We start from the raw sequence: 25793 nt of genomic DNA, 5'->3' as shown, positions 1-25793 counted from the left end.
GGGAGTGCGCTCCAACTCAGCCCAGACGGTTGAAACCACCTGATCACAACCGCATCCCGAACCACGCGCGTATGTGCATGAACAGCCACGACACCACGTCCCCGCGCGGGGCCGACAGTCTTGGCATAGGGCCTTCGGGCAGGCGCATGCTGACGGTCTTGAAACGCGGCAACGGTCGACGGCCGCGCACGGCCCGTTGTTGGCGCACGGCGCGGGTGTGAAGCGGCTGAGGCGGGCGTTTTTCGCCGATCAGCGAGCGGCGCAGCAAACTGCTGAATGCGACACCCGGCATGGCCTTACCCGCGACGTTGGTGTTGGCGTCGCTGAACAATCGTCCGATCAGCCGCTGGCGCAAGGCGTCGTCCATGTCGATGAACTGCAGCCCCAAACGGCCGTCGCCGGTCTGGCGTTTCACCTCGATGGACACGCGGCCCACCTTGTTGACCCAGACCTCGCCCCGCAACCCCGGCTTGATCAACTCGGCGTGTTCGCAGGCGAACGAGACGCCGGTGAGCGAGATGTCCGTCAGGCGTCCGGCGAACATGCGTCCGGTCAGATGCAGCCCGGCCGGTTTGAGGAAGGGGAAGCGCTCTTCGCCGTGCAGGCGCGGACGGTCGACGCAGGCCACCAGCGTGGCGACGTTGTAGATCAACGCGACCACCGTCCAGCACAGGTTGAATTGCACGTTGCCGTCGAAGGTGTCCGCGGTCGCAATCGCCGTGAACGCACCGACTTGCGCGAACAGCGTGAGAAAGAAAAAGAACCCGAACAGCTTCCAGTGCACCATGGTCTTCGACCGGTCCAGTCCTTTGGCCGTGACCTTGAACGGCCGGCCAAAGGGACGAATCAACGCGCTGATGATCGTGGCCGTCACCGCCAGCGAGGCGACGATCTGCGTGACTTCGGTGAAGATCGGCAGCGTCCTGCGGTCGGTGACCCACGTGCCGTAACCCCAGAAGGCAATGAGCGCCGGCATGCCGAACGCCAGAAAGTCCATCGGCTTGGCGTAGAACCCGGCGATGCCGAAATACCAGTAGAGCAACGGCGAGATCAGCATCATCAGAATGAACGGCTTGGAAAACCAGTGCAGCATCCCGTGGATGTAATGCAGCCGGTCGTTGAGCGTGTAGCCGCGCCCTCGAAGTGGACCGTCCGCAAGCAGCGCGACCTGAATCGTGCCCAGGCACCAGCGGCCGCGCTGGTTGATGTACTCGGTCAGGCCTTCGGCGGACAGGCCGATCGACAGCCGCTCGTTGAGCCAGCGCGTCACGTAGCCGCGTTGCAGCAAGCGGTAGGTGGTGTAGATGTCTTCGCACACGGAGCCGGTTGGAAAGCCGCCGATCTCGTTGATCCGGTCGCGGCGCACGACGAAGGATGTGCCGACACAGAAGGCCGCGTCCCAGCCGTCCTTGGCCGGTTGAAACACGTCGAAGAACACCCGCTGTTCATCGACCCAGCAAGTGGACGAGCCAAGGTTGTGCTGAATCGGATCCGGGTTGTAATAGAACTGCGGGGTTTGCACCAGTGCGACTTTCGGGTCTTCAAACAAGCCGAGCGTGCGCATCAGGATCGGTTGCTGCGGCGCGAAGTCTGCGTCCAGCACCAGAATGTAAGGCGCGTTTGTCGAGGCTTCTGACTGGCGCAAACCGTTGTTGAGGTTGCCCGCCTTGGCGTGGCTGTTGTCGGGTCGGCGGGCGTAGTAAACGCCCATTTGCGCGCAGTAATCGCGCAGCCAGTCGCGACGCGTGTCGTCCAGTACCCAGACGTTGAAGTTGGGATAGTCCATGGCCTTGGCGGCAATGATCGTCTTCTCGAGTACGTCCAGCCCTTCGTTGTACGTGCAGATGAACACATCGACGGCAGGCACGTGTGGGCCGGCGCCGCGCAGGCGTTCCTCGCCCGCATCGGCGGCTTGCGTGTGGTCGCTGCGCACCAGCATGACCACGATCGACACCAGCGTGTAAGTGATCGCCAGCATCTCGAAAAACAGGAACGTGTACGACCACAGCGCGGCGAAGCCCGAATGGATGTCCGGTAGCGTTTCGCGCACCCGCCAGATCACGTAGTTGATCAGCAGCAGCCCGGTCATGACGCCGAACACGGCACGCGCGCCCCATTGGTCGCGATGGGTCAGGCAGGCGAACAACACGACCATGGCCAGGGTGCCAAGGTTGAGCTGCCACAGTTGCAGCGAATCGAGGGCGTGCATGTCAGTTCGCCTCCTGGGCTCCGGTGAAGGGGTTCACGCCGCTGGCCGCGATGGCCGCCCACGCCGTGGCCCCCAGATGAGGCAGGTGGTAGTAGAAAAAGTCGTTGCCGGTGGAATCCGGTCCGATGGCCAGCCCGGTGCTGATCTGCGGTTGCGGCGTCGCGAAGAGCCAGCCATCGGCTGCCTGCTGGTCGATCAGCAGTGACCACAGCGGCTTGGCTTTGTCGGTGGCGCCGGTCAGTTGCGCGACGGCGGCGGCCTGCGCGGTGCCTTCGGTCCACAGCCCGTCCGGGTCCCGGTTGAAGCCGTAACCGCCGCCAAAACGGTGCACCTGATCGATGAAGGTAAACACGCGGGACCAGTCGGTAGGCGGATTTCCCACGGCAATCAGCGGCCAGATCTGGGCATCCAGGCCGGAGCGTTGATGCTCGGCGGTGCGGCCATCGGGCAGGGTGCCGATCAGGAACCGGCCCTCGGTGGCGAGCCACTGGCTGTCGACGAAGTGCCGGGCAATTTGCGCCTGCTTGGCGCTGTCCTGACTGGCCGTGATGCTGTTCAGCGCGGCCCAGGCCGCAGCCAGATCGACGTTGTGCTCAGTGGACTTCCAGCCCTGACGCACCGGGTTGGGCGGATAACCGTAGAAGCCGCCGATGAAACCCGCCGGTGCCTGACTGTCGTAGGTGTTGCGCTGGGTCCACAGCAGGACTTTTTCCGCCGCCAGCAGATAGCGCTGTTCCTCGCTCTGGCGGAACGCTTCCAGCAAGGCCAGCACCGCCCAGGCTTGATTGCCGGTGGCGCTGCCGACCTGATAGGCGTCCTGATTCCAGGCGTTGCGTTCCTGGCTCCAGTAGCCCGGCAGCAGAATCGGACCCTGTCGCTTCACCGAACCTGCGGCATAGGCGTTGCGCAAACGGCCGTCCTGGTAATCGGGATCGTTGTCGGTGGCGTAGACAAGGGCATCGGCGATGCGTTGCGCGGAGATCGGTTTGCCGCAGCCGAACAGGGCGATGCTGGCGAGCGCGTTATCGTAGGTGAAGGCCACGCCGCGCAGGGCGACGATGGCCGGAGGACGCCCCTCGAACGCGGGATAACTGGCGAGCATCACCGGGCCGTCGGGGAGGGACTGGACGGCACGGTCGAGGGCCGCGCAGGTCAGGCGTTCGAGCTGGGGGCGGCTTTGTTCGGCCAGCGCGGGCGTGATGACAAGGGTCATCAGCAGCGACGTCAGCAAGGCTTTCAACGCCAGACCTCGGTCGTCACCCAGTTGCCCGGGTTGCAGGTGCGGGCGCGCTCGTTTTCTGACAGGCCTTCGTCGAAGGCGCCCACCACGTACACCGAGTTTTGCTCGGCGAACGGGAAGGGCACGCTGTAGTTCGCAGACTGGGTATCGCTGGGCTTGGACAGCAGCTGGACCACGTGGGCCTGCAACGGTTGGTTCAGGCCAGCGACATTGACTTTCAACACCGTATCGCGGGTGATCTTGCTTGCCATGCGCTCGGGAAAAACCGCGATGACGTTGCTTTCATTGCAATGCGTGGCGCGCACCAGCGTGGAACCGGCGCGCACCAGCGTGCCTTCCGGCGCGATCAGCTCCTGCACGGTGCCCGGTGCGTAGGCGACCACGTTATAGGCGGCCATCAACCTGACCCGGTTCTGTTCGGTCTCGATCAGACGGTTGAGATTGTCCAGTTCCTCCTGTTGCGTCGCGCGGTTCTTCGTCTGGTTCGCCAGGCTCAGCTGCAAGGTGGTCATCTGCGCCTGAAGGTCGAACATGCGCAGTTGGTCCGGATCGAGATACACCTGTTCGCTGGCCGCTGAGACGTCGCCGCTGTTGATGCGCACCTGCGAACGAATCGATTCGGCGGCGCCTTGCAGCGACGCCAGTTGAGCTTTGGACGAGGTCACTGCCGCCTCGCTGATTGCGCCCTGACGGAACAACTCCAGGTTGCGGGTCACCGTGGCCTGAGCGTCCTGCAGACGGGCATCGGCCGCGACACTTTCGGCTTTCAGCGCGCGCTGGGCGTACAGCTGTCGGGTGCGGTACGCGCTCTGGTATTGCTGACTGGTTTTGTCCAGCGCGTCGTAAAACTGCTGGTCATGCTCGGCCTGACTTTTCAGTGACGCGAGTTGTTGTTCCAGGGTAAGGCGACGGGTTTGCAAGGTGAGCAGGGTTTCTTGATTCGCACGGGGGTTTTCGATGGTGGCGATGGTCTGACCTTTCTCGAATGCCTCACCGGGTTTGATCCTGAGCGAGCTGACCACCCCGTCGATGGGCGTGGTCAGCAAAATCACCGGAGCGTTCAGGATCGCGCGGGTGGCGGACGATGACAGCAGGGGCATGAAGAGGGTGGAGAACAGCAGCCACACGATGAAAAACAGCACGCTGAATCCCACCAGCCTGGGCAGCAGCGACAGCGTAAAAAAGCGCGGCTTCGAAGGCTTGCCCGTCATCTCGATCGGCTCGATCGACAAATTGGTCATCATCCGGCACTCCAGGGTCGAGCGTGTAGAAATCAGTTCGCAGACGGGCACGCAGGCGCCGTGACTGCGTCAGGTCGACGACAGCTAAACCAAGGCATACGAAAGCGTCGCCCGGTCAGAGGCGAGGTAAGGGAACTGTCTTGTTGAAAGCGCAGGACTGAAAAGGCTGGATACGTCCCGTCTTGTAGAAATGCAGCCGAAGTGATCCAGGCAGGAGAAAACGATCACTGCCGTTACGCTAGGCGGGAAGTCTTTTACTGTCAATCACCTGCGCGCGCTCAAAGATTGGCGCCGGTTTGGTGGCACGCTTTTTTGGCGCGATGAACGGCAGGCGGGTTTTTTGGTTGCCTGTAACCCACTGATCTGGCGATGTTTATGAAGGCGCCAGATACTGCCAACCTTTGGTCGTTTCTGCGATTAAAGCCAGAGTGAAAAGCGCGACAGCGCAAAAAAATATAAGGATCCCGTTTGTCATGCCAATGGTTCAGCGCTTGGCGGGCGGCTCCGTGATCAGCCTGGAAACGGGAACGTCATTAAGCACCACCGTGTAATTGAGGGGGCCGATGGGCTGTGGCAGCTCAGTGTCGATGTATTCGCGGGAGGAGTCCGTGAGTTTGGCGATCAGTTGACCCGAGCGATAAATGCGCAGCGGTTGTTTGCTGCCTTCAGTGACGCGCCAACGCAGACTGACCGAGCGCGTGGCGGTGTTCAGGGTTGCGGTGAGCTGTCGCACACCGACATGCCCGATCAGCGGCACGCCGTCGATGACATAGCGTTCCGGATCCGAGTTGATCCCCAGATGAGCGAGGATCGTCGGGGCGATGTCGGCGACGCTGGCGAACCCGTACAGGCCGTCAAGCCTGCTGTCGAACGGGTCGCCGATTGGGTGCGTCAGCTCCTCGTTGGCCGGTTTGTTAAGCCCGATGAAGGTGGTTTTTTCGCTGCGGCTCTGTTCGCCATGGTCATAACCGTCTGGCGGGCGCCGTCCATGGTCGGTGGTCAGCATGACCAGCCAGTCTTCGTCGGGGTTCTGTTGTTTGCGTTTGTCCAGCGCCCCGAGGATTTGCCCGATCTGCAGGTCCACCCGCGCGATTGCCTCCTGATAGCGAGGACCAAACCCGTTTTCGTGCCCTGCGTTGTCCGCTTGATCGAGGTGCACGAAGATAAAGTCGAAATTGCCGGTGCGCAGTTCCTGAACCGTACGGTCGGTCGTGCATTGATCATCGCCCCCACACTTCACGCCCAGTTCGATGAACCCGGCGTTGATGTCGTCGATGAAGTTATCGTTGATCGGGTTCCAGCTGACGATGCTCGCGGTGTGACGCGTGGGGGAGGACAGGCTGATCAGCTTGAACAGACTGTCGGTCTTGTTGCGCAGGCTGCTGTTGTTGCCGGCAATTCGGTGACGGTTGACCCAAGCGCCCGTCAGCACCGTGGCCCAGCCGGGACCGCTGAACGTGGGTTGCTGAGTCGAGCTGCCGATGATGCCGCCGGTGTAGCTCATGGCCGGATGAAGCTGGGTGATGAAAGGGGCTTTGCCGGCATCCATGGCGTGTTTGAGTTGTTCGTACTGCACACCGTCGATGCCGATCAGCAGGGCTTTGTGCCGATGAAAGTCGACCGCGTCGCCCAACAGCATGTTTTTCAGGAGCAGCGCTGCCAATAACCCCAGAAGCACAGCGATACCGCAGAGCCTGGCGATTGGGTACATGATGAGCCTCATTTTTTGCACTGAGGTCGCGGGCAATAAGGCATGAAAGGGCGACTAATCCGTGTCGATGGCGAATTGGGTTCTATTGGTTATAGCGGAGTTTTGGCGGGGTGCAGGCTGCAGAGACGACATCGGGCTAAGCCCGCGATGGTGGGGGGCTAGCTTGATCTCGAAGGCGGTGGGTCATCCGGTATCGATGTCTCGGAACTGACGCATTCGTCGGCATGCCGCCCAGATCAAGCTCGCACAATTGCGTGGCGGCCTACAGCTTCAATCCTTGTCCCAGCACCACATTCAGCGCGTTACGCGCGTCGTCCAACTGGACCAGCGTGGCGTGGTGAGCGCCGAGGGCATCGCGGTTTTCGATGGCGGTCAGAATCGCCTTGTGCCGGGGCAGGGCCAGTTCGTGCAGGTTCGGGCGTTTGTTGGAATGCTTCAACGCTTCGCGCAAGGCCAGCGACAGCATGTTGCACAAATGGGCCAGCAGATCGTTGTGGGTGGCGTCGGCGATACGGCTGTGGAAATCCAGGTCCGGTTGCAGCACGGCTTCCACTGTCGGCGCGGCTTCCATGCGTTGATACGCCTCGCCGATGGCGGCGATTTCATCGGTGGTGGCATGTTGCGCGGCGAGGGCAGCGGCAGCGGGTTCGATGATGCTGCGCACGCTGGTGAGCAGGGCGAAGAACTCGTTCTGCGGCGAGCTTTGCATCAGCCAGTGAAGGACGTCCGGGTCGAGGATGTGCCATTCGCGGCGAGGTTTGACCACCGTGCCGACACGCGGACGGGAATAGACCAGGCCCTTGGCGACCAGCACACGCGTGGCCTCTCGCAACACCGGGCGACTGACGGCATATTCTTCACAGAGCAAGGCTTCAGCGGGCAGCTTGTCGTCAGGTTTGAAGCGGCCTGAAACGATCTGCATGCCGATGTCCTGGACGATGCGTGAGTGCATGCTTTTGCGGTCGGAGGGCTTACGGTAATCCATGGGGGCGCGGCGCGATCCTGAGCGGTGAATGCCGCGCATCATAGCATTGGCGGGGAATGGGCGGCGCAACGCGAAATTCGATGTCACACCCAGACCTGTAGGAGCGCGCTTGCCCGCGATCAGGGTGTGTCAGGCAAATTATTTGAACCTGACACACCGCTATCGCGGGCAAGCGCGCTCCTACAGTTCACGCAGTACGTATGCAGCAAGCAGGTATCAGTGAGAATGCCTTGGCACTTCCGACCCGCGCATCCCTACCAGGAAGTCAAAATCGCACCCCTGATCCGCCTGCATGACGTGGTCAATGTACAGCTGGCGATAACCGCCGATCAGCAGTTGCTGAGGCGCTTGCCAGTCGGCCAGACGCGCGGCAAGTTCTGCTTCTGAGATGTCCAGATGCAAGCGTCCGGTCGAGCAGTCGAGTTCGATGTAGTCACCTTCCTGCACCACCGCCAACGGACCGCCCGCGGCCGCTTCCGGCGCAACGTGCAGCACAACCGTGCCATACGCCGTGCCGCTCATGCGCGCATCGGAAATCCGCACCATGTCCGTCACGCCCTGCGCCAGCAGCTTGGCCGGAAGGCCCATGTTGCCAACCTCTGCCATGCCCGGATAACCCTTCGGCCCGCAGTTTTTCATGACCAGAATGCTGTCGGCGTCCACGTCCAGTTCCGGATCGTTGATTCGCGCCTTGTACATGTCGAAGTTCTCGAACACCACCGCGCGACCGCGATGCTTCATCAAGGCGGGCGTCGCAGCGGACGGTTTGAGCACAGCGCCCAACGGCGCAAGGTTGCCACGCAGCACACAGATGCCGCCGTCGGCCACCAGCGGGTTGTCGATGGCGCGGATCACTTCGTCATCGCCGTAGATCGGTGAGTTCTGCACGTTTTCCCAAAGGGTTTTGCCGTTCGCGGTCAGCGCTTCAGGGTGGGGAATCAGGTTGTTTTCGCCCATACGACGCAGTACCGCAGGCAGGCCGCCCGCGTAGTAGAACTCTTCCATCAGGAAGCGCCCCGAAGGCTGCAGGTCGACCAGAGTCGGCGTGCCGCGACCGATGCGGGTCCAGTCGTCCAGTTCCAGGTCCACGCCGATACGACCGGCGATGGCCTTAAGGTGAATCACGGCGTTGGTCGAGCCGCCGATGGCAGCGTTGACGCGAATGGCGTTTTCGAACGCCTCTTTCGTGAGGATCTTCGACAGGCGCAGGTCTTCGTTGACCATCTGCACCGCGCGCATGCCGGACATGTGCGCCAATACATAACGGCGTGAATCCACCGCTGGAATGGCGGCGTTGTGCGGCAACGAAGTGCCGAGTGCTTCGGCCATGCAGGCCATAGTCGAGGCGGTGCCCATGGTGTTGCAGGTGCCTGCCGAGCGCGACATGCCGGCTTCGGCGGAGAGGAATTCATCCAGGCTGATCTGCCCGGCTTTATAGGACTCGTGCATCTGCCAGACGATGGTCCCGGCGCCGATGTCTTTGCCTTTGTGTTTGCCGTTCAGCATCGGCCCGCCGGTGACGACGATGGCCGGCACGTCGCAGCTCGCCGCGCCCATCAGCAGGGCAGGGGTGGTCTTGTCGCAACCGGTCAACAGCACCACGCCGTCAATCGGGTTGCCGCGAATCGCCTCTTCCACGTCCATGCTCGCCAGGTTGCGGGTCAGCATTGCAGTTGGACGCAGGTTCGATTCGCCGTTGGAGAAGACTGGGAATTCAACCGGGAAACCGCCGGCTTCGATCACGCCGCGTTTGACGTGTTCGGCGATGGTGCGGAAGTGGGCGTTGCACGGTGTGAGCTCGGACCAGGTGTTGCAAATGCCGATGATGGGCTTGCCCTGAAACTGGTGGTCGGCAATGCCCTGGTTCTTCATCCAGCTGCGGTACATAAAGCCGTTCTTGTCGGCGGTACCGAACCATTGGGCAGAACGCAGGGTGGGTTTCTTATTGGAATCAGACATAAATCAGCACTCTTATTGTAAGACTAAAGGCTTCGCGTGCTGACTAAAATAGGCCGAAAATCGTCTGAGTGGAAGTGTTGTAACGTCAAATAGTAATACTATATAGTCGGTTCCCATCGAGGGACGACCCTGCCAGCCTGACTCATCGCAGTAAGGCACACACGAAGGCAGAGGCGATCCCCGGAAGCTTCCATAACAAAAACAACGTGGAGACCGCATACATGAGCCAGGAACTCAGGCTTATTCGCCGCATCACCTTGAAACTCATCCCTTTTTTGATCCTGTTGTACCTGATCGCGTATGTGGACCGGTCTGCCGTCGGCTTCGCCAAGTTGCACATGGGCGCAGACGTCGGCATCGGTGACGCGGCCTATGGCATGGGCGCCGGGCTGTTCTTCATTGGCTACTTCCTGCTGGAAATCCCCAGCAACCTGATGCTTGAACGCTTCGGCGCGCGGCGCTGGTTTGCGCGGATCATGATCACCTGGGGCGCCATCACCATGGGCATGGCCTTTGTACAAGGGCCGACCAGCTTCTATGTGATGCGCTTCCTGCTCGGCGCGGCCGAAGCGGGCTTCTTTCCGGGCGTGCTGTACTACATCACTCAGTGGTTCCCGGTGCGCCATCGCGGCAAGATCCTCGGTCTTTTCATCCTGTCCCAACCCATCGCGATGATGATCACCGGCCCGATTTCCGGCGGTCTGCTGGGCATGGAAGGCGTTGGCGGCCTGCACGGTTGGCAGTGGCTGTTCCTGTGCATCGGCGCCCCGGCGATCCTGCTGACCTGGCCCGTGCTGCGTTGGTTGCCGGATGGCCCGAAAGACGTGAAGTGGATGGATCCGGTCGAAAAAGACTGGCTCGCCGGTGAGCTGAAAAAAGACCTGGAAGCGTACGGCCAGACCCGTCACGGCAATCCATTGCACGCCCTGAAGGACAAGCGAGTGCTGTTGCTGGCGCTGTTCTATCTGCCCGTCACGTTGAGCATCTATGGCCTGGGCCTGTGGTTGCCGACGCTGATCAAACAGTTCGGCGGCAGCGATCTGGTCACCGGCTTCGTTTCGGCAGTGCCTTACATCTTCGGCATCGTCGGTCTGTTGATCGTGCCCCGCAGCTCCGACCGCCTGAACGATCGCTACGGTCACCTCGCCGTGCTCTACGTCATCGGCGCGCTGGGCCTGTTCCTGTCGGCTTACCTGACCGTGCCGGTGCTGCAACTGGCGGCGTTGTCTCTGGTGGCGTTTTCCCTGTTTTCCTGCACCGCGGTGTTCTGGACCTTGCCGGGCCGTTTCTTCGCCGGTGCCAGTGCAGCGGCCGGTATCGCGCTGATCAACTCGGTCGGCAACCTCGGCGGTTATATCGGCCCGTTCGTTATTGGCTGGCTGAAGGAAATCACCGGCAACCTGGCCACCGGCCTGTATTTCCTGTCGGGCGTGATGATCTGCGGATTGATCCTCACCGGCGTCGTGTACCGCGTCCTGGAACGCAAGCACGTCTTGCCGGAATCCAAATTCGCGGCCAGCGCGCGCAGCTCTCGTTAAAGACGCGGCCTGTGTAGGAGCGCGCTTGCCCGCGAAGGCTTTGTGTCAGGCATGAAGATGTCTCAGGCAAAAAGCTATTGCGGGCAAGCGCGCTCCTACAGGGACCGTGCACACCATCTGGAAAGGAGACATTTCATGCATTTGGTTCAATTCGAATTGGGTAACGGCGAACGCCGTGTCGGTCTGGTGGACGGCGCGCTGGTGCGCGAAGTGCAGGGTGCGACCAGCACCCGTGAACTGGCGCTGGCAGCCATCGACAAGAAGATCTCGTTGGCCGAACAGGTCGACAGCCTGGGCCTGGGTGACAGTCACGATTACTCGCAACTGCGTGCCGACCTGATGATCCTGCCGCCGCTGGACCATCCGGATCCTGCGCACGTATTGGTCAGCGGCACCGGTCTGACCCATTTGGGCAGTGCCTCGGCCCGCGACAAGATGCACCAGCACGGCAATGACGAATCGGCCATGACCGACACCATGCGCATCTTCAAATGGGGCATCGAAGGCGGCAAACCTGCAGCCGGTCAGGCAGGTGTGCAACCGGAGTGGTTCTACAAAGGTGACGGCGGCATCGTGGTTCGTCCTGGCGCTGCGTTCCCGCAACCCCCGTTTTCCGAAGACGCGGGCGAAGAGCCCGAGCTGAGCGGCCTGTACGTGATCGGCAACGATGGCAAACCGTATCGCCTGGGCTTTGCCATCGGCAACGAGTTCTCCGACCACGTCATGGAGCGCAAAAACTACCTGTACCTGGCGCATTCCAAACTGCGTGCCTGTTCGTTCGGGCCGGAACTGCGCGTCGGTGATCTGCCGCAGAACCTGGCCGGCACCAGCCGCATCCTGCGCGACGGTCAGGTGCTGTGGGAGAAGGAATTCCTGAGCGGCGAAGCCAACATGTGCCACAGCCTCGAAAACCTCGAATACCACCACTTCAAATACAGCCAGTTCCTGCGTCCGGGCGACGTGCACGTGCATTTCTTCGGCACCGCGACGCTGTCGTTCGCCGACGGCATCAAGACCCAGCCGGGTGACACGTTCGAGATCAGCCAGCGCGAATTCGGCGCGCCATTGACCAACGGCATTGCGCCAACCGAGGGCGTGTTCCAGCCCGGCGGTATCAAGCAGCTTTAACCAACCACGCACTATCGCTTCTGCCCGGAGGGCGTAGGAGCGTGGCTTGTCCCGCGATCTGCCGGGAACCGGCAGCAAACCCAGAGAATGCGGTTGACCTGACATATCGCGTTATACGGTTTTACGACTGCTTCGCAGCCGTTCGCGGGACAAGCCACGCTCCCACGGCCTCCGGCCAGAGTCAAAAGCTTCTGGAGCTCCTTTCATGACCCAAATACTCGGCCACAACTACATCGGCGGCCAGCGCAGTGCCGCTGGCACCGTCATCGTTTACAGCGTCGACGCCAGCACCGGCGAAAACCTGCCCCACGACTTCTATCAGGCCACGGTCGAAGAGGTTGACGCTGCGGCGAAAGCGGCCGCTTCCGCATACCCGGCCTACCGGTCGTTGAGCGCAGAAAAACGCGCACAGTTCCTCGATGCCATCGCAGACGAACTGGACGCACTGGGCGACGACTTCATCGCCACGGTCTGCCGCGAGACCGCGCTGCCGACGGCGCGCATTCAAGGCGAGCGCGGTCGTGTGACCGGGCAAATGCGTCTGTTCGCCAAGGTCCTGCGTCGCGGTGATTTCTACGGCGCACGTATCGATCTGCCATTGCCGGATCGCAAGCCCGCGCCACGACCCGACTTGCGCCAGTACCGCATCGGCCTCGGCCCGGTGGCCGTGTTCGGCGCGAGCAACTTCCCGCTGGCGTTTTCCACGGCTGGCGGGGATACAGCCTCTGCGCTGGCGGCCGGTTGCCCGGTGGTGTTCAAGGCACACAGCGGTCACATGGCGACAGCCGAGTGGGTCGCCGACGCGTTGCTGCGTGCCGCCGACAAAACCGGCATGCCCAAGGGCGTGTTCAACATGATCTATGGGGGCGGCGTCGGCGAGTGGCTGGTCAAGCACCCGGCGATCCAGGCGGTAGGCTTTACCGGTTCGCTCAAAGGCGGTCGTGCGCTGTGTGACATGGCGGCTGCGCGTGCGCAACCGATTCCGGTGTTCGCGGAAATGTCGAGCATCAACCCGGTGATCATCCTGCCTCAAGCGTTGGCGCTGCGCAGCGAACGCATTGCCGCAGAACTCGCCGGTTCCATCGTTCAAGGCTGCGGGCAGTTCTGCACCAATCCGGGCCTGATCATCGGCGTCAGTTCACCGACCTTCAGCGAATTCCAGCAGCGTCTCGCCGCACAGATCAACGACCAGCCAGCACAGACCATGCTCAACGCCGGGACCCTGAGCAGTTACACCCGTGGCCTCAAGGCATTGAACGCTCATGCGGGCATCCAGCATCTGGCGGGCCAGGAGCAGAAGGGCGATCAGGCCCATCCGCAGCTGTTCAAAGCCGATGTCAGCCTGTTGCTGGAGAGTGACGAACTGCTGCAGGAAGAAGTCTTCGGCCCGACCTCAATCGTGGTTGAAGTCGCCGACCAGGCACAGCTCACCGAGGCCTTGCTCGGGCTTCATGGCCAGCTCACGGCGACGCTGTTGGTCGACGGCGACGACATGCAGCGCTTCAGCGAATTGACCGGCCTGCTGGAACAGAAAGTTGGGCGCATCCTGATCAATGGCTATCCGACCGGGGTTGAAGTGGTGGACTCGATGGTCCACGGCGGGCCGTATCCTGCGACCTCCGATGCACGCGGCACGTCGGTCGGCACCTTGGCGATCGACCGTTATCTGCGCCCGGTCTGCTTCCAGAATTACCCTGACAGTGCCTTGCCCGACGCCCTGAAAAACGCCAACCCGCTGGGGATTCAGCGGTTGGTGGACGGGGTGAATACCACCGCAGCAGTAGGTTGATACGCCTGACCTGATCGCTCCCACACTCCGCGTCCTGGTGACGCGGAGCGTCACGAGCTGCATGCCCACGCAGAGCGTGGGAACGATCAAAAACCCCTGTAGGAGCGTGGCTTGTCCCGCGATCTGCCGGGAACCGGCAGCAAAGCCAGAGAATGCGGTCGACCTGACCTGTCGCGTCAGACGTTTTGTGACGCGGAGCGTGACGAGCTGCATGCCCACGCAGAGCGTGGGCACGATCAGGTCAAAAGAGTTGTTCAACGCAGGATCAACACAACACACCCGACACCCACATAAAAACAAACGAGGTGCGCCCCATGACCGCCAATGCAATACCGCTGGAACAGCTCGACACCGACGCGCTCGAGGACAGCATCTACCGCAAGGTAAGCTGGCGCATCGTCCCGTTGTTCATCTGCTGTTTTCTGTTCGCTTATCTGGATCGGGTCAACATCAGTTTCGCCAAGCTGCAAATGGCCAGCGACCTGGGCTTCAGCGAGACCGTTTACGGCCTCGGCGCCAGTCTGTTCTTTGTCGGCTACTTCCTCTTCGAAGTCCCCAGCAACGTGCTGCTGCACAAGATCGGCGCGAGAATCTGGATCGCCCGGATCATGGTGTCGTGGGGTATCGCTTCAGCTTGCATGATGTTCGTGCAGACCGAATTCTGGTTCTACACCCTGCGTTTTCTGATTGGCGTGATGGAAGCCGGCTTTGTCCCGGGCGTGCTGTATTTCTTCACCCAGTGGTACCCAAGCACGCGACGGGCTCGGGTCAATTCCTACTTCAAGAGTTCCATCTGCCTGTGCGGCATTGTGGGCGGTCCGATTGCCGGCCTGATCCTCGGCCACTTCGACGGCGTCATGGGCCTGGCCGGCTGGCGCTGGCTGTTCTTGCTGGAAGGCATCCCGTCCATCCTGCTGGGCGGCGTGGTGTTCTGGCTGGTCAAGGACCGCATCGAAGACGCCCCTTGGCTCAGCGCTGAGGAAAAACAGGTGGTGCTGTCGCGCATGGCCAAAGAGGCCAAACCCGCCACGCCGCAGAAGGTCAAGGACATCTGGAAACACCCGACCACCTACGTCATGTCGGCGATCTACCTCTGCCTGGTGATGGCGCTGACAGGTCTGCTGTTCTGGATGCCGCAACTGATCAAGAGTGCGGGCGTGACCGACACCATGAACATCGGCTGGCTGACGGTGATTCCCTACATCGGTGCGGTGATCGGTAACCTGCTGATCGGTGCCAGCTCCGACCGTCATCGCGAACGTCGCTGGCACATGGCGGCCTGCGCAACCCTGACGGCCGCAGGCTATCTGGTCTGCGCGCTGTTCCCCGGCCAGTTGCTGCCCTTGATGATCGGCATGACCATGATCATGACCGGCATCATTGCCTGGATGCCGATCTTCTGGACCATCCCGCCACGCTTCCTGACCGGTATCGCCGCAGCGGCGGGCATCGCGCTGATCAACTCGCTGGGTCAGTTGGGCGGCATCATTGCGCCGTTCATGGTCGGGCGCATCAAGGACCTCACCGGCACGGCAACGCCTGCGTTGTTCGCCTTGTTTGCGGTAAGCGTGTTGGCCATTGCGCTGATCGTGTGGGGCATTCCGAAGCGTTACTACGCGAAGGAAGCGCTTCAGGATTGAAAAGAAACCGATGGGAGCGAGCTTGAGCGCGGCAGGGTAAATGTTGCCGAGCACCGAATCTGTGGGAGCGAATTCATTCGCGAAGAGGGCCCAGACGATGGATCTTCATTGGATGCACCGACCTCTCGCGAATAAATTCGCTCCCACAGAGGTGTATGCAGCGTTGCTTAACCTGGGCGCACGCCGCGATGGCGGCTTTTGTCCTATCATTCGCGCTTTAACCTACGCGAACGACTGCCATGACCGACACCCCCGAAACCCTGCGCACCGCGCTGCATACTGCACTGACGTCTCACAGCATGCTGCAGATCGACGGCCTTCACTCCTACGAGTTCAGGCTGGACGAAATGCTGCAAATCGAAAGCATGGACGGACGCGAACGCAAGGTCTGGCGATTCTCGCTGGCGCAAATCGATTCTGCCGAGTTCGACAGCGAACTGCAGAGTTGGGTCATCAACGACGGCAATGCCGATCACCGCATCGTTGTCTTGAGCGGCTTCTCCGCGCGTGATGAGGATGAGGAAGGCGAGCAGGGCTGATTCCTTCCTGCAGTGTTGAGGCCAGGCAACTACTGCGCTGAAACCGCTGTCATAGACCTGATTCTCGCGTTTACCGCGCCAACAATTTCAAAAAGAGAATGCCCCAATGACCCCAAGACTCCTGCCGTGGCTGGTGCTTGCCAGCAGCCTCACCGCTGTTTCCGTTCAGGCGAAATCCATGACCGACTACGACGTACTGGTGGGTGCCTACACCGCTGGCGCCAGCGAAGGCATCTATCGTTATGGCTTCAACACCCAGACCGGCCAGCTCGAAGCGAAGCCACGTCAGGTGATCAAAAGCGAAAACCCGTCCTGGTTGACCCTCTCCAAAGACCAGCGCCACCTGTTTGCGGTCAACGAGAACGGTCCCGGTCAGACGGACGTCGTCGGCAAGGTCAGCAGCTTCTCCATCGACCCCAAGACCCACGCGGTGTCGTTCATCAACCAGATCGAGAGCAAGGGTGAAGAGCCGACGCATTCGAACCTGAGTCTGGATGGGCGCTTCCTGTTCGTGGCCAACTACGCCGTACACCCCGATCCGGGCGGTTCTCTGGCGGTCGTGCCGGTCGGCAAGGATGGCAAGCTGTCTGCCGTCGCGCAGACTGCGACGCACGAAGCCAGCAAGGTCAACCCGGAACGCCAGGCGTCATCCCACGTGCATGCCGCCGTGCCGACCCCCGATGGCAAGTACCTGATCGCCATGGACCTGGGCGCCGACAAGATGTTCGTCTTCAACTACGACGGCAAGAAAACCCAACCCCTGACACCCGCCAAAGCGCCATCGGTTGACCTGCCGCCGGGGAGCGGTCCACGTCACTTGCTGTTCAGCAAGGACGGCAAGCACGCGTGGCTGACCATGGAAATGAGCGCGCAGGTGGCGGTGTTCGATTACCACGATGGCGTGTTCAAGCGCACGGCGTTGGTGGACCTGGCCAATAAAGACGGTCAGCAATACCGCGCAGCCGGTGGCTTGCACACCTCGCCGGATGGCAAGTTCCTTTACGTCGCCAATCGGGGCGAGGTCAACGAACTGCTGGTCTTCAGCATCAATTCGGGCACTGGCCAGTTGAAGGAAATCCAGCGCCGCTCGGTGGAAGGCAAGGAGCCTCGTGAGTTCAGCTTCGACCCTAGCGGTCATTTCGTGCTGATTGCGAACCAGAAGAGCAACCAGATCGTGACGGTCCGTGTGGACCCCAAAACCGGTGTGTTGGGCGACACCGTGCAGAAAGTCGACTTCGATTCCCCCTCGGATTTCCGTTTTTTGAAGCCGTGACGGCTGGCAAGTGACACGTTGACGCAGGCTCCAGCCCTTGAAAATCAAGGGCTGGAGCCATGTATTAATTCAGGTGATAAGGGCTAGTGCCAGAAAAGATTTTTTCTGAAAGCTCCTCGGGCGTACTTTTAATTCCACGGCCTAGACGGTCAAGACTTGAAACGAAACATCAACACCGAGGTACACCCCATGAACTTCAATATCTTCTCCATCATCGCCGCGTCTGCCATCTCCGCTACTGTTGCATTGCCCGCCAGTGCCAGTGTCGACGTCACAGACAAAAAAGTCAGCTCGACCCAGAGTTACACCCCGAAGTACTTGCAACAAAGTGCTAACTTCTATGCGGCTCTGGATCATAAGACCCAGCAATGAATAGAACTCGATGTGAATCCATTCCCCGTTAACGAAGCACACGATACCGGGGAATGGATTTGTAAGAAGTGAACGGGTTCAATTGTTATACCTGCTCCGAGTGCAAGAACGCTTTCGCGAGCAAATTCGCCTTTAACAGGTTGATGCGACCCACTGACCACTGCGTGTCAGGCCATGCATCAAATGTCGGCGAGCTTGCTCGCGAAAGCGTTGAATTCCCTCCCTTTGGTCCCCGTCTGCTGAATAAGCGACGGGGATTTTTTTATGCCTTCATCTTAATAGTGTTGTTGTGTAGGCGTGCGCTCCTACAAAAGGCATTACGCTATCGGCTTGATTAAGTTCTTAAATAATCAACCGAATCGATCTTTTGAATCGCTGCGCATCGTTTTTCATTAATAGTCACTCCGGGCATTCTGGGCGCCAGAAACGAAACATCCTGGAGCAACTGTTATGGCCACTGCCATTCTTCATTCACTTAAACACGGCGCTTACACCGCCATCGCGTTGTATGTTGTTTTCATTGCAGTGGTCACCGTTACCAGCATGAATCCACAACTGACTGCACCGGCATCGGTGTCGGCTCAATCGTCCGTCGTCAAACTTGATCGTGCTGCTGTCAACACGCAGGAGCGTGCGTCGTGAGAGGCGTGAATTTTTGGGTGATCGTGTTTTTCGCCCTGATCAACAACGGCTGCTCGTTGCTGGGTCACGGCGAAGGGTCGGTGGGCGGTGTGGCGCGCAGCATGGAATTCAAGACCGAAGTTGCCGAAGCCATCGAAATGCAGCGCGCGCAACAGCTCAACGCCGGCAACCCGCCGCCGAAACACGGCGAGTTGTTTTCGTTGGTTTTTCAGTTGAACACGATGGCGTGATCTCCGGATACCACGTAGCAGTGCGGCTTTTCGGCGATAGCGATTCCAAGACACTCGCGCCAGCAAACCATGCTGCCAGGTGGGACGTTGAGTTGCGTATGTAGGGCATTTCTGAAAATCTCGAAGTTATGGCTTTTTCATCAGTTTGTTTAATGACATCGCCAAGCTCTGAACTTACTGTCCGGCTTCCATGGAAATGGAAAGGACGCTGCGCGGCGGCAGTCCTTTCACGCAAAAGGAGCCTGACGTGTCGCAACCCTACGCTTTCGTTAACGACGAAATCCGTATCTACAACCATATGCGCGATAACCTTCTGCCCGCGAGCACTCGCGCGAAACTCGATCAACTCAATCCTTTTCTTCGCAACGGCGTGGTGATGCCGGGAGAGATAGTGGTAGTGAGTGAAGGCTCCACTCATCTGTGCACTCCGGAAGAAACCCAATTGATGCAATTGGCATCGGACGTTCGAGGCGCGCTGATTGGCGTGGAAGGGGACGCCAGCTACGCGATGGTGCATAACTACGACATGATCCAGAGCATCATGTCGTATGGGTCCATTGGTATCGGAGCCACCACGTCTGTATGGAGCAAATATCTCAAGGAATTGGAGGACTTGCTAAAGCAGACCGAGGCGCTGCATCGGCGGTGGCGTGCTAGTGGTGTGACCAACGACGAGTTCTTCGCACAGCGCCGTGTCTTGTTTACCCGTATTGAAGCCAACCTCAAGGGAATTGGTCGCTTTGGGTCGGGCCTCGGCAGGGATGGCAAGATGAAGCGAATACTCGGTATCTCCAGCAAGAGTTATCTGCATACGGGCGAGATCCGGGGGTATGCGAAAAATGTTAGAGGTGTTTCCAAACTGGCAGGAGCATTGAGCAAAGGGGCTTATGTAGGAATTGCCCTCGACGTGGGCGCTGGAGCGCTGGAGATCAAAGAGGCGTGTTCTAAGGGACGAGCGGAGGAATGTACCAGGGCGAAATATGTGGAAACCGGGAAAACGGCAGGGGGGATAGCAGGCTCCTGGGCTGGCGGAACTGTTGGAACACTGGCGGGCGAAGCAGTTTGCGTTGGGCTGGGGGCCGCGTCCGGCGGGATGATATTAGCTGCATGCGCCGTAGTGGCAGGAGCAGTTACAGCATGGGGTGGTGGAAAAATCGGATCGATGGTGGGAGAAGACTCAACCATCCTGTTATACGAGGAAATCCATGGACGCTAAATTCATCCTGGACTGGAGCATGGTTTTGAGCATGGTTATCTTACTTGTCGATGGGGCGGTCTCGTTGTGGGCCGCACTCTTCAGGCTGGAGCAAATAGAAGACGCGTTGGGAAATTGCCAAATCATCATCGATTCCAGGCGACAGCGTCAGAATTTAGGGTTGCAAGGGCGTCAATGGAGGTACGCAACGGCAACGGGGGCATTGTTGTTCACAAAAATGTATGCGCGCAAAGGCTTAGTAGACCCAGACGATGTTAAAAACATGCCAATCCACCTCAAACGTTGGGCCATTATTCCGAATGTGACGGGGGCCGTATTGCTCTTGGTGATGTTTGTTCAGCTGTTGCTGGCCGGAAAAATACTCTGACGGCGAACTCAAATACGCCCCCGCCGGCAAGCCGTGCGGCTACGAGAGCCGGGGCGTGCCGTATCTACTTCTTCATCGCCTGCTTGAACAACCCCGACTCCAGAAACCGCGTGAGCCATCCCTGCAGTCTTGGATACGGCGCTTGCCAGAACCAGTCCGGATCGACACCGCAGAACTGGCGCACGAAAGGCGCCAGCGCAATGTCTGCCAGCGTCAGGTGATCAGTCACCAGAAAGTCGCGATCACTCAACAAACCTTCCAGCTTATTCAGGAACACTTCCCCACGTGCGCGGTACTCGGCCTGAGTGAATTCCGGATGGCGCACGGCGTATTTGTAGTGATCCAGATCGGTCTTGAAACCGGTGTCGTTCTCCGCGATCAGGTCAGCGATCTGCCGCTGCGCCTCCGGATCAGAGGCCATGGACCAATCGTCCGGGTCATGTTGGGCCAGTGCCCAGCGCATGATGTCCAGGCTCTGTTCCAGCACCTGGTCATCCAACACCAGCACCGGCACGGTGCCCTTGGGCGAGCGCTCGAGCATCTCCGGTGGCTTGGCCTTGAGGCTGACTTCAATCAACTCAACCGGTACGCCCGAATACGCCACTGCCATGCGCGCACGCATGGCATACGGGCAACGTCGGAACGAATAGAGCAGGGTGCTCATCCACTGACCTCCACGGTGCTCAGGCCATTGCCTTGGCGGCGCACCTGAATCTGCACCGGAATCCGCTCGTGCATTTCCTGTACGTGGGAAATCACCCCCACCTTGCGCCCTTGAGCCTGCAAGCCATCCAGGGCATCCATCGCCAGCTGCAGCGATTCGGGGTCGAGGCTGCCGAAGCCTTCGTCGATGAACAGCGACTCGATTTTCAAGGTGCTGGACGCCATGGACGCCAGGCCGAGTGCGAGGGCGAGCGACACCAGGAAGGTTTCGCCGCCTGACAACGAATGCACCGAACGCAGCTCATCGCCCATTTCGGTGTCCATCACCAGCAAGCCGAGCATGCTGCCGCCGCGCTTCAGGCGATAACGCCGCACCAGTTGTTTGAGCTGCGCGTTGGCGTGATGCACCAGCAGATCTAGGTTGTACGTCTGGGCGATCTTGCGGAAGGTGTCGCCCGTGGCCGACCCTATCAAGGCATTGATCCGGCCCCAACGCTGGAACTCCGAATAGGCGGCGGCGATTCGCGCCTGCAATTCGCTGCTGGCAGTGCGACGACGGTCGTCTTCACTGATTTGCGCGCGCAAATCGGCACACAACTGATCGTGAGTGGCGGACAGGCTCTGCGCATCCGTCAACGCCGACGCCAATTGCTCGCCATCCGCGATGTCGCTGTGTTGCGCCTGATGCTGTTGCAGCTGAGCGTCGCGCTCTTGCACCAGCACTCTGGCTTGCTCCAGGGCTTTTTCGCTCAGCTGCAAGCGCTGGCGCAATTGCCCGACGCTGTCATCGCTCATGCCCAGCAAGGTGTCCAGTGCGGCGTCGTCCAGTTCGCTGTGCTGACCGCGCCACGCGTTGATCTGCCCGCCGAGCTCGGCCAGTTCCAGCTCCAGGCCTTGCAAGCGCTGAGTTTCGTTGTCCAGCTCTGCGCTCAGCTTGATCAGTTCGCTGCGGGCCAGTTGCAAGGCCTCGGTCGTGGTGGCCTGGGCTTGCCGCGCTTGCTCCACAGTGCGTTCGAGGTGCTGTTGCCACTGCTCGGCGCTGGCATGTTCGCCGAGGATTTCCTGCAAGCGTTGCTGAACGACCCGCTGTTGCTGCTGGCTGGCGTCGAGCTGTTTTTGCAGCTTCTGATGCTCGTGCAGGCGAGCTTCTTGAGTGATCTGCTCGCGCTCGATTTTCAGTGCCCGCGCGCTGTGTTCCTGTTGTTCGTCCTTCTGTTGCCCCAACTGTTCGATGCGGCGGGCAATGTCGTTGTCCAGCTGCAGAAAGCTTTCTGTGGCCGAATCGCGCCACGACGACAGGCTCTCGGCGGGCAACAGCGGCTCGAATTCCTGCAGCGCGGTTTCGAACGTCTGATTGTCCAGGGAGATGTTGCGCTGTTGATCGTCCAGCAGTTTCATCGCCTGCTGACTGGCCTCGCGCGCGTCCTGAACCTGCTGCTGCAAGGATTCGGCGTCGCGCTGCACCTTGAGCAGCCGGGTCTGGCGTTGCTCGGCGGTGAGAATTTCCTGCGCCAGCTGGTGCAGCCGCTCGCTCAGCCAGTCAGTACGCAGGTGCTCGGGTTGCTCCAGCAATCGCGCATACAGGGCATGGCCTTCCAGTTCCGGTGTGAGCTTGTGCAACTGCTCGCTGAGCTGATCCAGTTGCGGTTTGGAGACCTTCAACTGGTTGTTCAGCTCACCGACTTCTGCGCGCAATTCAGCGAGCTTTTCGCTGAGCTGGCTGACCTTCAGCCGTGCCTGGGTTTCTTCGCTGTCGTCATGCCCGGACAGCGCCTCGAGCAACGCTTCGGACTGGTGATACGGATGCTCTTCGCTGCCGCACACCGGGCACGGCTGTTGATCCACCAGTTGCCCGCGCAATTGCTCCACGCTTGCACTGCGCGCCAGCCGCTGGCGTTGCAGCAGTTCGACGGTGACCTTCAGCGCTTGCTCGGCGGCCTCGTGTTCACCCTTGAGCTTCAGGCCCTGAGCGATGCCTTGCGCGCGGCGCTCGGTGGCCTGTTGCTGACCGTTCTGCACGTCCTGCAGGCGCGTCGCGATGTCCTGATGACGCTGCCACAGGCGCTCGAGCGAGTCGCTGGCGGCGTGCTGCTGACGGTTTTCCTGCAACAGCGTGCCGAGGCGTTCGATCTCCTGACTGACGGCGTCGGCCTTGACCTGGGCATCGTCATACAGTGCCTGCAAGGCGCTTCGGCGTTCGCTCAGGGCCTGTTCGGCCCGCGTGGCCCCTTGCTCCAGTGCGGGCAGTTCTTCACGGCCTTTGTTCAGGCGCGAACTGACCAGCACGATCTGTTGCAGGCGGGGTCGATAGGCGTCCCACGACTGGCTGAGTGAGCTGAGGGCTGCGCTGTTCTGCAGGTGTTCGGCGATGGATTGCAGACGGGCTTCGACCTGCCGTTGCTGCTCGCCCATTTCATTGAGCAGGACCTGGCCGTCGTGGCTGGATTGCTCGGCCACACGAGCCTGCTCACTGACCTGTTGCAGTTCCTGATTCAGATGGTTGAGCTGAACCTGCTGCTCGAACGCCTCGCGCAGTGTCGGCGCGCTGGCTTGCTGGTGTTCCTGTGCGTGTTGAAGCGCGGTGAGCGCGCTGGCGAGCTGGGTCTCCAGAGCGTCCAGGCGGGCCTGAGCCTCTGTCTGTTGCTGAGCATGGGCCTGAATAACCGCTGTCAGCGGACTGAGTTGAGCGTCCAGCTTCTTGCGCTGACCGAACAGATGACGCTGTGGGGCAAGGCGTTCGAGCTGGCCCAGTTGCTGGCGGTCGCCGGCCTGGTTATCCCAGGTCTGCTGCGCATCGATGAGTTTTTCATTGGCCGCCTGGTGGCTGTCGCGCAGGCGGTTCAGCTCCGTCAGCCATTGCTGTTTGAGTTCCAGCTGGCGCAGTTGAGCCTGCCCCTGTTTCAGTTGCTGCTGGGCGTCAGCGAAGCGTTGCTCGAGCTCGGCGCGCTGGTCGGGCTCCAGCGGGGTCAGGTTGCCGGCCTGCGCATTCAGGGCTTTGAGTGTTTCCTCGGCTTCCTTGCTCTTGCTGAACGCGCGACGGCCGAGCTGGCTGTAGATGGCGGTGTCCGTGAGCTTTTCCAGCAGCTCGCTGCGCTCTTTATCGTCGGCCTTGAGGAACGCGCTGAACTCGCTTTGCGCCAGCATCACGGCGCGTGTGAACTGCTCGAAATTAAGCCCCAGCCGGGCTTCGAGCAGGGTCTTGTATTCGGTCTTGTTCTGGCTGCTGAGAATCTGCTCGCTGTCCAGATCGGTCAGGGTCTGACGGCTGGCCTGAAGCTTTTTCGTGGCGTTGTCACGGGCGCGGTTGGTTTCCCAGCGCGCACGATAACGACGCTTGTCGATGCCGACGAAATCCACCTCGGCGTAACCGCTGCCGGTGCCGCGCCGCAGCAGGTTACGCGGATCGCTGGTGCTGATGTCGCCGTCGATTTCCGGGACCCTGGACTGGCCGACATCGTTCAGCCGCGGGATCGCGCCGAACAGCGCCAGGCACAGGGCATCGAGTAGTGTGCTTTTGCCCGCGCCGGTCGGACCGGTGATGGCGAACAGGCCTGCGCTGGCCAGAGGCTCGGCGGTGAAATCCAGTTCGAACGGGCCTGCAAGTGAGGCGAGGTTTTTCAAGCGAATGGCGAGAATCTTCATGGCTGTTCGCTCTCCAGTTGCACGTCCTGCAGCAGTAAGGCGAAGTCCTGCAACGTCTGTTCGTCGACCTCGTTGCCGTAATTGTCGAGCCAGGCGCGGCTGAACAATTCCTGCGGGCTGAGTTGATCCAGTTCGATCAGGTCCTGATTGCCGTCTTCGTCGCGGGCGCCTTTGCCCGCGTATTCGGCGGCGATGCGCACCAGTCGCACGGCCTTGTTTTCCAGCGCGGCCTCAATCTGGTTGCGCAGGTCAGGCTGCGGTTCGTCCAGGCGCACGCGGACTTCGAGCCAGGGTTGGCGGTCGATGTCGGCCAGCAGGTCGATGTCCGGCAGGTCCTTGAGTTGCATCAACAGGTCGGCCAGCGGTGCCGGCCCGATCCGTTGCAGGTTGACCGCGCGGGGGATCAGCAGCGGTTTGACGCTGGCGAGCGTGTCGCCCTCGCATTCGATTTCGAGGATCTGATGCTGATAGCCGATCTCCGAGAACGACAACGGGATCGGCGAGCCGCTGTAGCGAATGCGGTCTTCGCCATTGACCCGTTGTGGCTTGTGCAGGTGGCCGAGGGCAACGTAGGTGATGCTCTCGCCAAACAAGCTGGCGGGCAGGGCTTCGGCGTTGCCGATGATCAGGCTGCGCTCGGAGTCTTCCGAGACCGAGCCGCCCGCCATGTGGGCGTGACTGATAGCGATCAGCGCCTGGCCTTTTTTGCGTTTCAGGTTGGCGGCGGCAATCAGCATCTCGTGAACCTGTCCGATGCCGCGCAGGTAGCTGTCGCCCAACGTCGGGCCGGTGACTTCGGCGGGACGCAGGAACGGCAGCGCCAGGCACCAGCCCAGCACTTTGCCTTTGGCGTTGGTCAGCGGCAGCAACAGGCGATCGACGTCGAGCACGCCGTCATCGAGCCACAGCACACGGCCCAGCGCGTGGGTGCGCAGGCGTCGCATCAGCGGTGCGGGAAGTTCGATGCGCGAACCGGAGTCGTGGTTGCCGGCGATCATCACGATGGTCAGTTGCGGGTTTTGTTCGTGGGCGCTGACGATGAAGTCGTACAGCCGCTCCTGGGATTTGACCGGCGGGTTGACGGTGTCGAAGATATCGCCGGCGATCAACAGCACATCGGGCTTGCGCTCGGCCAGTCGGGCCAGCAGCCAGGTCAGGAAGCTGGCGTGTTCGAAGTCCCGTTCCTGGCCATGGAGGTTTTGGCCCAGGTGCCAGTCGGAGGTGTGGAACAAACGCATGGGGGTACCTTGTGTTGAATGGTTTTCAGATGGCCGCAAGCCAACCCCGTTGATCGTTCCTCACGCTCCGCGTGGGAATGCCGGGTCGGCTGCTCTGCGGCCAATGTGACGCGCAGCGTCACGGGTTGCGTTCCCACGCGGAGCAGGGGAACGATCGATGCACGATGATTA

20 protein-coding genes are annotated in these 25793 nt (G+C 60.6%); 11 read left to right on the top strand and 9 right to left on the bottom strand.

Going from position 1 to position 25793, the window contains the following annotated elements; all coding sequences use genetic code 11:
• Window positions 1-43 precede the first annotated feature (43 nt).
• The 6 genes from BLS87_RS26260 to BLS87_RS26235 all read right to left on the bottom strand — a co-directional run bounded on the left by BLS87_RS26260 (window position 44) and on the right by BLS87_RS26235 (window position 9345).
• The gene (locus tag BLS87_RS26260; RefSeq protein ID WP_074757218.1) at window positions 44-2209 is read right to left on the bottom strand and encodes a glycosyltransferase; all 2166 of its coding nucleotides are present in this window, start codon (window positions 2207-2209) and stop codon (window positions 44-46) included.
• Window position 2210: 1 nt separating this feature from the next.
• Entirely contained in the window at window positions 2211-3449 is a 1239-nt protein-coding gene (locus tag BLS87_RS26255; protein ID WP_244165907.1) for a hypothetical protein, read from the bottom strand.
• Complete coding sequence (locus tag BLS87_RS26250) at window positions 3446-4693, bottom strand: HlyD family secretion protein (protein WP_244165906.1); 1248 nt, start codon at window positions 4691-4693, stop codon at window positions 3446-3448. Before BLS87_RS26250 ends, BLS87_RS26255 begins: the two co-directional genes overlap by 4 nt.
• 481 nt (window positions 4694-5174) lie before the next feature.
• A complete protein-coding gene (locus tag BLS87_RS26245) occupies window positions 5175-6401 on the bottom strand; it encodes an alkaline phosphatase family protein (protein WP_244165905.1) in 1227 nt (408 codons plus the stop codon).
• 262 nt (window positions 6402-6663) lie between these two features.
• The gene (locus BLS87_RS26240; protein ID WP_074757216.1) at window positions 6664-7386 is read right to left on the bottom strand and encodes a FadR/GntR family transcriptional regulator; all 723 of its coding nucleotides are present in this window, start codon (window positions 7384-7386) and stop codon (window positions 6664-6666) included.
• Window positions 7387-7602: 216 nt separating this feature from the next.
• Entirely contained in the window at window positions 7603-9345 is a 1743-nt protein-coding gene (locus BLS87_RS26235) for an IlvD/Edd family dehydratase (protein ID WP_074757214.1), read from the bottom strand.
• Window positions 9346-9566: 221 nt separating this feature from the next.
• Between BLS87_RS26235 and BLS87_RS26230 the strand changes: the two genes are divergently transcribed.
• The 11 genes from BLS87_RS26230 (at window position 9567) to BLS87_RS26180 (ending at window position 20079) form a co-directional block, all read left to right on the top strand.
• Window positions 9567-10883 carry an MFS transporter gene (locus BLS87_RS26230; RefSeq protein WP_074757212.1) on the top strand — a complete coding sequence of 439 codons (1317 nt, stop codon included), beginning with the start codon at window positions 9567-9569 and terminating at the stop codon, window positions 10881-10883.
• Between the two features lie 135 nt (window positions 10884-11018).
• Window positions 11019-12011 carry an AraD1 family protein gene (gene araD1 / locus BLS87_RS26225; RefSeq protein ID WP_074757210.1) on the top strand — a complete coding sequence of 331 codons (993 nt, stop codon included), beginning with the start codon at window positions 11019-11021 and terminating at the stop codon, window positions 12009-12011.
• A 205-nt stretch (window positions 12012-12216) separates the two neighbouring features.
• Window positions 12217-13800 carry an aldehyde dehydrogenase (NADP(+)) gene (locus tag BLS87_RS26220; protein WP_074757208.1) on the top strand — a complete coding sequence of 528 codons (1584 nt, stop codon included), beginning with the start codon at window positions 12217-12219 and terminating at the stop codon, window positions 13798-13800.
• A gap of 314 nt (window positions 13801-14114) precedes the next feature.
• Window positions 14115-15440 carry an MFS transporter gene (locus tag BLS87_RS26215; protein ID WP_074757206.1) on the top strand — a complete coding sequence of 442 codons (1326 nt, stop codon included), beginning with the start codon at window positions 14115-14117 and terminating at the stop codon, window positions 15438-15440.
• 239 nt (window positions 15441-15679) lie between these two features.
• Window positions 15680-15979 carry a DUF5629 family protein gene (locus BLS87_RS26210; RefSeq protein ID WP_074757204.1) on the top strand — a complete coding sequence of 100 codons (300 nt, stop codon included), beginning with the start codon at window positions 15680-15682 and terminating at the stop codon, window positions 15977-15979.
• A gap of 106 nt (window positions 15980-16085) precedes the next feature.
• Window positions 16086-17252 carry a lactonase family protein gene (locus BLS87_RS26205; RefSeq protein ID WP_074757202.1) on the top strand — a complete coding sequence of 389 codons (1167 nt, stop codon included), beginning with the start codon at window positions 16086-16088 and terminating at the stop codon, window positions 17250-17252.
• Between the two features lie 189 nt (window positions 17253-17441).
• A complete protein-coding gene (locus BLS87_RS26200; RefSeq protein WP_074757200.1) occupies window positions 17442-17624 on the top strand; it encodes a hypothetical protein in 183 nt (60 codons plus the stop codon).
• Window positions 17625-18074: 450 nt separating this feature from the next.
• On the top strand, window positions 18075-18266 hold the full coding sequence (locus BLS87_RS26195) for a hypothetical protein (RefSeq protein ID WP_074757198.1): 192 nt from the start codon (window positions 18075-18077) through the stop codon (window positions 18264-18266).
• Window positions 18263-18496 carry a hypothetical protein gene (locus tag BLS87_RS26190; RefSeq protein WP_074757196.1) on the top strand — a complete coding sequence of 78 codons (234 nt, stop codon included), beginning with the start codon at window positions 18263-18265 and terminating at the stop codon, window positions 18494-18496. Before BLS87_RS26195 ends, BLS87_RS26190 begins: the two co-directional genes overlap by 4 nt.
• Before the next feature lie 247 nt (window positions 18497-18743).
• Complete coding sequence (locus BLS87_RS26185) at window positions 18744-19712, top strand: hypothetical protein (protein ID WP_074757369.1); 969 nt, start codon at window positions 18744-18746, stop codon at window positions 19710-19712.
• Complete coding sequence (locus tag BLS87_RS26180; protein WP_074757194.1) at window positions 19702-20079, top strand: hypothetical protein; 378 nt, start codon at window positions 19702-19704, stop codon at window positions 20077-20079. The genes BLS87_RS26185 and BLS87_RS26180 overlap by 11 nt, the downstream gene beginning before the upstream one ends.
• 64 nt (window positions 20080-20143) lie before the next feature.
• On the opposite strand, the gene BLS87_RS26175 is transcribed toward BLS87_RS26180, so the two are convergent.
• The 3 genes from BLS87_RS26175 to BLS87_RS26165 are packed head-to-tail and all read right to left on the bottom strand — an operon-like array spanning window position 20144 to window position 25622.
• On the bottom strand, window positions 20144-20743 hold the full coding sequence (locus tag BLS87_RS26175) for a glutathione S-transferase (protein WP_074757192.1): 600 nt from the start codon (window positions 20741-20743) through the stop codon (window positions 20144-20146).
• Complete coding sequence (locus BLS87_RS26170) at window positions 20740-24384, bottom strand: AAA family ATPase (protein ID WP_074757190.1); 3645 nt, start codon at window positions 24382-24384, stop codon at window positions 20740-20742. The genes BLS87_RS26175 and BLS87_RS26170 overlap by 4 nt, the downstream gene beginning before the upstream one ends.
• Entirely contained in the window at window positions 24381-25622 is a 1242-nt protein-coding gene (locus BLS87_RS26165; protein ID WP_074757188.1) for an exonuclease SbcCD subunit D C-terminal domain-containing protein, read from the bottom strand. Before BLS87_RS26165 ends, BLS87_RS26170 begins: the two co-directional genes overlap by 4 nt.
• Window positions 25623-25793: the final 171 nt, after the last annotated feature.

The organism is Pseudomonas abietaniphila, from assembly GCF_900100795.1.
Taxonomy (GTDB): domain Bacteria; phylum Pseudomonadota; class Gammaproteobacteria; order Pseudomonadales; family Pseudomonadaceae; genus Aquipseudomonas; species Aquipseudomonas abietaniphila.
This window is presented reverse-complemented; position numbering and strand designations above follow the sequence as displayed.

What these genes read in the sequence shown, in the direction of transcription:
- BLS87_RS26260 (WP_074757218.1), bottom strand. Translation starts at nt 2,209, where the DNA reads ATGCACGCCCTCGATTCGCTGCAACTGTGGCAGCTCAACCTTGGCACC.
- BLS87_RS26250 (WP_244165906.1), bottom strand. Translation starts at nt 4,693, where the DNA reads ATGATGACCAATTTGTCGATCGAGCCGATCGAGATGACGGGCAAGCCT.
- BLS87_RS26245 (WP_244165905.1), bottom strand. Translation starts at nt 6,401, where the DNA reads ATGTACCCAATCGCCAGGCTCTGCGGTATCGCTGTGCTTCTGGGGTTA.
- BLS87_RS26240 (WP_074757216.1), bottom strand. Translation starts at nt 7,386, where the DNA reads ATGGATTACCGTAAGCCCTCCGACCGCAAAAGCATGCACTCACGCATC.
- BLS87_RS26235 (WP_074757214.1), bottom strand. Translation starts at nt 9,345, where the DNA reads ATGTCTGATTCCAATAAGAAACCCACCCTGCGTTCTGCCCAATGGTTC.
- BLS87_RS26230 (WP_074757212.1), top strand. Translation starts at nt 9,567, where the DNA reads ATGAGCCAGGAACTCAGGCTTATTCGCCGCATCACCTTGAAACTCATC.
- araD1 (WP_074757210.1), top strand. Translation starts at nt 11,019, where the DNA reads ATGCATTTGGTTCAATTCGAATTGGGTAACGGCGAACGCCGTGTCGGT.
- BLS87_RS26220 (WP_074757208.1), top strand. Translation starts at nt 12,217, where the DNA reads ATGACCCAAATACTCGGCCACAACTACATCGGCGGCCAGCGCAGTGCC.
- BLS87_RS26215 (WP_074757206.1), top strand. Translation starts at nt 14,115, where the DNA reads ATGACCGCCAATGCAATACCGCTGGAACAGCTCGACACCGACGCGCTC.
- BLS87_RS26210 (WP_074757204.1), top strand. Translation starts at nt 15,680, where the DNA reads ATGACCGACACCCCCGAAACCCTGCGCACCGCGCTGCATACTGCACTG.
- BLS87_RS26205 (WP_074757202.1), top strand. Translation starts at nt 16,086, where the DNA reads ATGACCCCAAGACTCCTGCCGTGGCTGGTGCTTGCCAGCAGCCTCACC.
- BLS87_RS26200 (WP_074757200.1), top strand. Translation starts at nt 17,442, where the DNA reads ATGAACTTCAATATCTTCTCCATCATCGCCGCGTCTGCCATCTCCGCT.
- BLS87_RS26195 (WP_074757198.1), top strand. Translation starts at nt 18,075, where the DNA reads ATGGCCACTGCCATTCTTCATTCACTTAAACACGGCGCTTACACCGCC.
- BLS87_RS26180 (WP_074757194.1), top strand. Translation starts at nt 19,702, where the DNA reads ATGGACGCTAAATTCATCCTGGACTGGAGCATGGTTTTGAGCATGGTT.
- BLS87_RS26175 (WP_074757192.1), bottom strand. Translation starts at nt 20,743, where the DNA reads ATGAGCACCCTGCTCTATTCGTTCCGACGTTGCCCGTATGCCATGCGT.
- BLS87_RS26170 (WP_074757190.1), bottom strand. Translation starts at nt 24,384, where the DNA reads ATGAAGATTCTCGCCATTCGCTTGAAAAACCTCGCCTCACTTGCAGGC.
- BLS87_RS26165 (WP_074757188.1), bottom strand. Translation starts at nt 25,622, where the DNA reads ATGCGTTTGTTCCACACCTCCGACTGGCACCTGGGCCAAAACCTCCAT.